Origin of the sequence: Micromonospora sp. NPDC005806 (assembly GCF_042871425.1) — a bacterium.
Taxonomy (GTDB): Bacteria; Actinomycetota; Actinomycetes; order Mycobacteriales; family Micromonosporaceae; genus Micromonospora.
Genome location: NZ_JBIAIL010000062.1, coordinates 20,949 through 28,361, shown reverse-complemented (window position 1 = coordinate 28,361; position 7,413 = coordinate 20,949). Strand labels below are relative to the sequence as shown.

Below are 7,413 nucleotides of genomic sequence, written 5' to 3'. Positions count from 1 at the left end.
TGATCTTCTTCCCTAGACAAGAGGAATGATCGATCAAGGGCTGTCCCCATGATCAGTCGGGGTCGATGCCGCCGCCCAGCAGGTTAAAGATCAAGTTAGGTGGAATCTTCGGCGCGGCAACGGAGTCAGGTCCACACGGTACGGCGGAAGCCCCGGTTGCCGGCGCAGGAGTGGCGCTGCCCGCCGGTCAGGCTGACCGTGCCGTCGCGGCACTGCACCAACCAGCCGGTCCCCGACCAGAACCCGGGCACGCAGTCGAACCAGTCGCAGACGCCCCGGGCCGGCTTGCGGATCCGGTCGCCGCCGCAGAAGTCGTATCCGTAGGGGTTGACCGGGGCGCCGCAGCGCCGCTCGCCGGCCGGTTGCGGCGTGGTGTCCCGCGTCGGGGCGGCCGGCCGGGTGGGCCGGGGGCGGCGGGGTTTCGGTGTGGTGGGGACGTCGACCTGCACCGCGGGGGCGATCGCCGGCGGTGCGGGGGTGGCGGTGGCCACCGGGGTGGCGGCCGAGGCCCGCTCCGAGCCGGGCCGCCCCGGGGGGTCGGACTCGAAGAGCATCGCCGGCACGATCAACGCGAGGGCCACGCCGACCGCGACGGTACGCCGCCCGCCCGGCACCAGCGCGGAGATCCGGGCCTGGGCCGGGGTGAGGACGGCGGGGCGCACCGGCCGGGCCGCGGTGTGCTCCTCGATCAGCGCGTCGAGCTGGGCGACGACGGCCGCCCGCTGCTCGATGGCGTCAGCGAAGGCCAGGGTCAGCTTGAACCGGAAGTCGGCGACCGCGCCGGTGGGCAGCAGCAGGCCGGAGGTACGCCGCCGGTCGAGGACCTGGATCAGCGTCACCGGCGCGCCCGGGGCGTGGGACAGCCCGGTCATCCTCCCGTACGTCCAGTCGCGGCGGCCGCGCCCGCCGAGCAGGACCAACCGGCGGTTGGTCAGCACGGCCAGGCCGGCGTCGACGACCTTGACCCCTTCGGGGCGGCGCGGGCGCAGCCCCGGCGGGTCGACCTCGACGGTCAGCTCGGGGGCGGGCAGCACGGCGGTGTGCCGGACCTCGACCAGTTGCGCGGCGGGCAGGGTCCAGAAGACCACTTCGCCGGGGGACAGCTCCATCGGCAGGCCCGCGCCCGCGTCGGCCGAGCCGTGGAAGGACTCGGCGAGGGTACGCAGCCGGCCCAGTTCGTCATCGCGCTGCCGCCACGCCTCCTCGGCCGCGCGGAATGCCCGCTGCCGCCGGTCGTTCTGCCGGTGCGCCCACCGGTAGCGCCATGTGGAACCCGTCGAATCAGTCATCGCCACGCCGACTCCTCCGCCGCGCGAGCCCACCAATCTGGGTGTCATTCATGTCAACTGCGACACGGGGGCCTCAAGACACGCGAAAGTTGCCAATCTGACCGATCGGCTGATTGACCGACACGTTAGGCGGAATCCGCTGCGTTGATCGGGCAGCCGGCCGCGCGATCTCGACGGCCCCGCTTCGCCATGCACGACGGGCTGACCCTCGGTAACGTCAGCGCCACGGGGTGCACCGTGGCCCTCACGAGGAGGTGAACCGGTGGGCGGGACGGCCGTCGTGGTGGGCGTGGACATCGGCACCACCAGCACCAAGGCGGTCGCGTACGACACCGGCGGGCGGCAACTCGCCGCACACTCGATCGGCTATCCCCTCGACGAGCCGCACCCCGGGTACGCCGAGCAGGACCCGCAGCTGATCCACGACGCGGTGGTCGGCTCGATCCGGGCGGTCGCCGAGCAGCTCCACGAACCCGTCGCCGGGCTGTCCTTCAGCACCGCCATGCACAGCCTGATCGGCCTCGACGCCGACGGCACCCCGCTCACCCCCTCGATCACCTGGGCCGACTCCCGGGCCAGCGCCCAGGCCGAACGGCTCCGCGCCGCGCCCTCCGGGCTGGCCCTGCACCGGCGCACCGGCACCCCGGTGCACCCGATGGCGCCGCTGCCCAAGCTGCTCTGGTTCGCCGAGCAGGAGCCGAGACTGTACGAACGGGTCGCGTACTGGGTCAGCATCAAGGACCACATCCTGCTGCGGCTGGCCGACGCCCTGGTCACCGACCACTCCGTCGCCTCGGCCACCGGGCTGATGGACATCCACCGCCTCGTCTGGGACGCCGAGGCCCTCGCCATCGCCGGCATCACCGAGGAACAGCTGCCGCAGCTCGTCCCGACCACCCACGTGCTGCCCGGGCTGACCGCCGAGGCGGCCGCGGCCATCGGCCTGCCCGCCGACACCCCGATCGTGGTGGGCGCCGGCGACGGCCCCCTGGCCAACCTCGGGCTCGGCGCGGTGCACCCCGGCGAGGTCGCCTGCTCCATCGGCACCAGCGGCGCCATGCGGGTGATGGTGGAACGCCCGGGCGTCGACCCGCTCGGCGGCGTCTTCTGCTACGCCCTCACCGAGCAGCGTTGGGTGGTCGGCGGCGCGATCAACAACGGCGGCATCGTCCTCCAGTGGGCCGGCGAGGCGCTCGCCCCGGAACTCGGCGAGCACGCCGAGGAGGAACTGCTCGACCTGGCCGCCCGGGCTCCGGTCGGCTCCGGCGGGCTGATCATGCTGCCGTACCTGCTCAGCGAGCGGGCGCCGCACTGGAGCGCGCTGCCCCGCGGCGCGTACGTGGGGCTCACCCACGGCCACGGGCGCGAGCACCTGGTCCGGGCCGCGCTGGAGGGGGTCTGCCAGCAGCTCGCCCTGGTCCTCGCCTCGGTGCGGGCTGCCGGCAACGAGGTGCACGAGGTCCGCGCCAGCGGCGGCTTCGCCCGCAGCCCGCTGTGGCGGCAGATCCTCGCCGACGCCCTCGGCATGCCGGTCCGCTTCCCCGCCGGCCACGAGGGCTCCAGCTTCGGCGCCGCGCTGCTCGGCATGCAGGCGCTCGGCCTCATCGAATCGATCGAGGTCGCCGCCGACCTGGTCAAGATCGACGAAACGGTACGCCCCGACCCCGCCGCCGCCGCCACCTACGCGGCCCTGCTACCGCTCTTCTCCGAGCTGTACGACGCGCTCGTACCGACGTTCGCGTCGCTGCGGCGGCTCGCGCCGAGCCTGCCGCCGGAACCACCGCCCACCGCCCCACAACAGTGATCGCCCGTTTCGGGGCACGGACGACTGACTAACCGAAGGTCGTGATAGCCGTGGTCACATTGCTCGCCGCACCGGCGGAACCACTCACCAACGCCGGCAACACCCAACTGGTCGTCGCCGCCCTGCTCGGCATCGCCGCCGTGGTGGTGCTCATCGCCTGGGGCAAGGTGCACCCGTTCCTGGCACTGATCCTCGGCGCGGCCGTACTCGGCGTGGTCGCCGGCGTCGGGCCCGACAAGATCGTCACCTCGTTCAGCGCCGGGGTCGGCTCCACCGTCGGCGGCGTCGGCCTGCTGATCGCCCTCGGCGCGATGATCGGCGGCCTGCTCGCCGAGTCCGGTGGCGCGGACAGCCTCGTGGAACGGGTGGTCGCCCGGGTCTCCGGCGCCGCCCTGCCCTGGGCGATGGCCGGCGTCGCCGCACTGATCGGGCTGCCGCTCTTCTTCGAGGTCGGCGTGGTGCTGCTGGTGCCGATCGTGCTGCTGGTGTCCCGCCGCGTCGACGTGCCGCTGATGAAGATCGGCATCCCGGCGCTGGCCGGCCTGTCCGTGCTGCACGGCCTGGTGCCCCCGCACCCCGGCCCGCTGGTCGCGATCGACGCGCTCGGCGCCAACCTCGGCCAGACCCTCGCCCTCGGCCTGCTGGTCGCCATCCCCACCGTGATCATCGCCGGCCCGGTCTTCGGCAACTTCATCGCCCGCTACGTCCCCGCCACCGCGCCGGAGGCGCTGCTGCCCACCCGCCGGCCCCTCGCGGTCGCCGAGCCCGGGCGGCCCACCACCCCGGCCGGTGGCCGGCTCGACGCCGACGGGGACCTGGTCACCGAGGACGACCTGATCAACCCGGGCACCGGCCGACCCGGCGAGCCGATCGAGGAGGGTCAGCGCCCCCGACGCGCGCCCGCGCTGTGGGCCGCCGTGGTCACCGTGCTGCTGCCGGTGGTGCTGATGCTGCTGCGAGCCATCGGCGAGCTGACCCTCGCCAAGGACACCGCCGGCCGCAAGACGCTCGACATCATCGGCACCCCCATCGTCGCGCTGCTGGCCGGCGTCATCTTCGCGATGATCTTCCTCGGCTACCGGACCGGGTTCAGCCGTACCCAGGTCTCCGGCTTCCTCGGCGGATCGCTGCCGGCGATCGCCGGCATCCTGCTGATCGTCGCGGCCGGCGGCGGCTTCAAGCAGGTCCTGGTCGACGCCGGGGTCGGCAACCTGGTCGCGGACGCCGCCAAGGGCGCGAACATCTCGCCGCTGCTACTCGGCTGGCTGGTCGCCGTCGGCATCCGGGTGGCCACCGGCTCGGCCACCGTCGCCACCATCACCGCCGCCGGCATCGTCTCGCCCCTCGCCGCCACCCTCCAGGGGCCCGAGGTGGCGCTGCTGGCTCTCGCGATCGGCTGCGGGTCGCTGTTCTTCTCGCACGTCAACGACGCCGGATTCTGGCTGGTGAAGGAGTACTTCGGGCTGACCGTCGGGCAGACCATCAAGAGCTGGTCGGTGATGGAGACGATCATCTCGGTGGTTGGCTTCGCCGGCGTCCTCCTGCTCGACCTGGTGTTGTAGCGGCTCGGGTGCCCGCCCCGCCGGGCGGGCACCCGCTTGTCACCGCCTTTCGAGCTGATGTCGCAAACGAGTCGCCACCCACCGAGGTCGCCGCTGACCCGCCGGGCGAACCGGCGCAAATGCCGTGCTCACCTCGCCGCGAGGAGCGGCGTGATGTCGCAGACGACTCAGCTCCAAAGGCATTCGCAAGCAAATGACCCAGCGGGGGACGGCGACCGCCGCCGGCCGCTGGAGGGCCTCGAACCGATCGCTCTCGCCCACCCGCCAGCGCAGGTCTCGGCCAGGCTGCTGCGCCAAGGCGCCACCGCCGCCGTCGCCTCAGGGCGCCTCGACACCGGAGACGAGGAACTTGTGGACCTCGGCGCCGAGGATCGGCGCCACCTGCTCCTCGGTCGGGCCGGATCCCCGGAAGGCGAGCAGTTGCTCGTCGGACTCCCACCGCTCGTACACGTTGATCCGGCCCGGCTCGACGAGGTCCGGGCTGACCGCGAAGTCGACGCAGCCCGGTGCCGAGCGGGCCGCCAGGACGGCCTCCACGCAGGAGGCCAGGTAGGCGTCCCGCTCGGCGGGGTCGACGTAGAGGGTGCCGGCGACGATGATCACGCCCCCATCGTCGCACCCGATACGGGTCACGCCCGGCTGATCGCGTTGGCGTGGATCGCCTCGTTCAGGTACGCGGCCAGCCCCGGCCGGATCTTCTCGAAGTACGCGGTGAACCTCGGGTCCGCCACGTACATGTCGGCCAGCCCGGTGTGAATCTCGTACGAGCAGTCGTAGAACCAGCGGGTGATGAGCTGCCGGTGCTCCTCGGCCAGCGCCATCGCCTCCGGACCGTCGGCCGGGGCACCCGAGTCCATCAGCGCGGTGATCCGCCGCGCCCAGTCCTCGTTCTCGGCCTTGTTGCGCAGCCAGTCCTCCTTCGAGTACCGGCCGACCCGCTCCGTCGACTGGCGGTACGCCGCGGTGCTCCCCCAGCGGCGCTCCGCCTCCTCGGCGTGCTGGTCCGGGTCGAAGTCCCCGAAGACCTCGAACCGCTCCTCCTGCGTGAGCTGAATGTCCAACGTTCTCGCCTCCATCGCGAACTCGATCGCCGCGACCATCTCGCGTAGCTTGCCGATCCGCGCGGTGAGCAGCTCGTGCTGCCGGCGCAGGTGCGGCAGCGGATTCCCGCCCGGGTCGTCGAGGATCTCGGCGATCTCCTCCAACGGGAACCCCAGCTCCCGGTACGCCCGGATGAGCTGCAGCCGCTCCAGATCGGCGTCGTCGTAGCGGCGGTAGCCGGCCGCGGTGCGCCCGCTCCAAGGCTCCCGCCTCCCGTTGCGTGAGGGTCAAGCCCGATTGTCGAGGCCGGTCTCCGCTGCCGGACCGGAACGGCGATCGCCCCCGGTCTCCGGACGGGGTGGCGGAGACCGGGGGCGATCGGGTCGGGTCAGGTGGTGACGGGCTCCTTGGTCCGCTCCGGGGCGGCGAACGCCGCGTTGGCCGGGGTCCGGAAGGCGTGCACCAGGCCGGCGACCGACAGCAGCAGGAGCAGCGCCGCACCGAGATACATGGCCAGGGCGCCCTGCCCGGCCTTGCGGCCGAACTCGCTGAACCCGTACGAGGTGAGCAGCAGGCCGCGCAGCGTCTCGCCCTTGAACACGGTCTCCCGCTGGGCGGTGACGTCGGCCAGCTGCTTCTGCAGGTCGGCCAGGTTGGCGGCGTTGGTCTGCTCGGCCTGGGCCACCTGCTCCTTCAGCGCGGTCTGCGGCTCGCCCAGGTCGGCGTACGTCTTGCCGCCGCCGATCGACTGCAGGTGCAGGCCGATGAACTCGTTGGCGTAGCACTCGGCCTGCTTGCCGGTGGTGAGCGGCTGGCCGGCGTACTCGCGCAGGCAGTCCGACTTCTTCTCCTCGTCGGTCAGCGTGCCCGCCGGCTTGAAGCTGATGTGCTGCGCGGCGAGTTGGTCGTGCACGTAGGTGTTGGCGAAGTTGGCGTTCGTCGTGAGGACGACGCCCACGACGAGCAGCAGGACCGCCAGGCCCAGCCCGCCGATGCTGAACAGCAGATCCAGCGTCCGTCGCTTCATGTCAGGCTCCCGTGTGGATGGTGACGTTCATTCGGTGACCGTCCCATCGTCGCGGTGCGGCAGCTCTCGCCAGCAGGGCCGAATCCCCTGTATCGGCCGGGACCTTAGGCCCCCCTTGGCGCAGTCAGCACTGCTCGGCGCCGCGTCGGGTGAACTCGTCGAGGGTCAGTTCGCGCAACGGCTCGGCGTCGTCCTGGTAGTCGGTCGCCAGGACCGACCCGGGCTCCCGCCCGGTCAGGTCGTCGAGGCGGAAGCGCACGTGCCGCGAGCTGAAGGAGCTGTCGTCGGTCGCGGCGTACATCGCGAAGTTGACCACCTGGTCGGGCAGCCGTGCCGGCGGAAAGCCGGTCAGCGGCACGGTCGCCGGGGACTCGGCGTCGTCCGGCACGCGGTACTGGCGGCCGGGCCAGTCCCACTCGGTGTGCCGGGGATGATGGTCGTCGCTGTCGGCGTCGAACAGCAGCAGCACGTCGGGCGGGCGCGGGGTGCACCAGGCCAGCATGGCCACCGGCTGGCCGGACTCGTCCACGCCGACCCCGATGACCGCGCCGATCTCGGGGGAGCAGGCGGTCAGGCCGGCCGACGCGAGCAGCGCGGCCGCGGACACGGCGGCGGTTCGGCGCAGCGGGACCCTCATGGTGCGACTGTTCCGGCACGGGGTCACCGTTGCGCCCCGGGGCGGTAACGGGT

General features: G+C 72.5%; 6 protein-coding genes and 1 pseudogene. 2 read left to right on the top strand and 5 right to left on the bottom strand.

Annotation, left to right across the window (positions count from 1 at the left end; genetic code table 11):
• Positions 1 to 125: 125 nt before the first annotated feature.
• Entirely contained in the window at positions 126 to 1,295 is a 1,170-nt protein-coding gene (locus ACFYOS_RS34250; RefSeq protein WP_387150776.1) for a hypothetical protein, read from the bottom strand.
• Between the two features lie 256 nt (positions 1,296 to 1,551).
• Here ACFYOS_RS34250 and ACFYOS_RS34245 point away from each other — a divergent pair, with 256 nt between their 5' ends.
• Complete coding sequence (locus ACFYOS_RS34245) at positions 1,552 to 3,093, top strand: gluconokinase (RefSeq protein ID WP_387150773.1); 1,542 nt, start codon at positions 1,552 to 1,554, stop codon at positions 3,091 to 3,093.
• 50 nt (positions 3,094 to 3,143) lie between these two features.
• On the top strand, positions 3,144 to 4,655 hold the full coding sequence (locus ACFYOS_RS34240) for an SLC13 family permease (RefSeq protein ID WP_387150771.1): 1,512 nt from the start codon (positions 3,144 to 3,146) through the stop codon (positions 4,653 to 4,655).
• A gap of 318 nt (positions 4,656 to 4,973) precedes the next feature.
• Here the strand turns inward: ACFYOS_RS34240 and ACFYOS_RS34235 are convergent, their stop codons facing one another.
• The 4 genes and pseudogenes from ACFYOS_RS34235 to ACFYOS_RS34220 all read right to left on the bottom strand — a co-directional run bounded on the left by ACFYOS_RS34235 (position 4,974) and on the right by ACFYOS_RS34220 (position 7,360).
• Entirely contained in the window at positions 4,974 to 5,258 is a 285-nt protein-coding gene (locus ACFYOS_RS34235) for a putative quinol monooxygenase (RefSeq protein WP_387150768.1), read from the bottom strand.
• A 26-nt stretch (positions 5,259 to 5,284) separates the two neighbouring features.
• Positions 5,285 to 5,950: pseudogene (locus ACFYOS_RS34230) on the bottom strand (MerR family transcriptional regulator); the annotation flags it as partial.
• Positions 5,951 to 6,084: 134 nt separating this feature from the next.
• Positions 6,085 to 6,723, bottom strand: a complete 639-nt coding sequence (locus ACFYOS_RS34225) for a hypothetical protein (protein WP_387150765.1) — start codon at positions 6,721 to 6,723, stop codon at positions 6,085 to 6,087.
• A gap of 124 nt (positions 6,724 to 6,847) precedes the next feature.
• Entirely contained in the window at positions 6,848 to 7,360 is a 513-nt protein-coding gene (locus ACFYOS_RS34220; RefSeq protein ID WP_387150762.1) for a hypothetical protein, read from the bottom strand.
• Positions 7,361 to 7,413: the final 53 nt, after the last annotated feature.

Coding starts and splice junctions, on each gene's coding strand:
- ACFYOS_RS34220 (WP_387150762.1), bottom strand. CDS start 7,360: ATGAGGGTCCCGCTGCGCCGAACCGCCGCCGTGTCCGCGGCCGCGCTG.
- ACFYOS_RS34225 (WP_387150765.1), bottom strand. CDS start 6,723: ATGAAGCGACGGACGCTGGATCTGCTGTTCAGCATCGGCGGGCTGGGC.